At 67.6% G+C, this 287-nt stretch carries 1 pseudogene; it reads right to left on the bottom strand.

Going from position 1 to position 287, the window contains the following annotated elements:
* Positions 1 to 287 (bottom strand): annotated as a pseudogene (locus tag GRQ65_RS05090) (IS481 family transposase); the annotation flags it as partial.

Raw genomic sequence — 287 nt, 5'->3', positions numbered from 1 at the left:
GCCGCGCCGGCTGGTGTTGGTCTTGGTGCGGGTGTTCTTGGTGCCTTGTTGTTTGCCGACGTAGCGCCATCCGCCGCCGTCGGGGACACGGCCGAGTTTCTTGACGTCGACGTGCAGCATCGAACCGGGGTAGGCGTGCTCGTAGCGGCGGATCGGTTCACCGGTGACGCGGTCAAGGTGGGTGAGCCGGTTCAGGCGGCATCGCACGAGGACTGCGTGCACGGTCGAGGCCGGCATCGCGAGCCGGTGACCGATCTCGACGGGTCCGAGGCGGTGCTTGAGGCGTA

Origin of the sequence: Nocardioides flavescens, from assembly GCF_009823805.1 — a bacterium.
GTDB classification, from domain to species: domain Bacteria; phylum Actinomycetota; class Actinomycetes; order Propionibacteriales; family Nocardioidaceae; genus Nocardioides; species Nocardioides flavescens.
The sequence above is the reverse complement of the archived record's forward strand: the minus strand, read 5'-3'. Positions and strand labels throughout refer to the sequence as shown.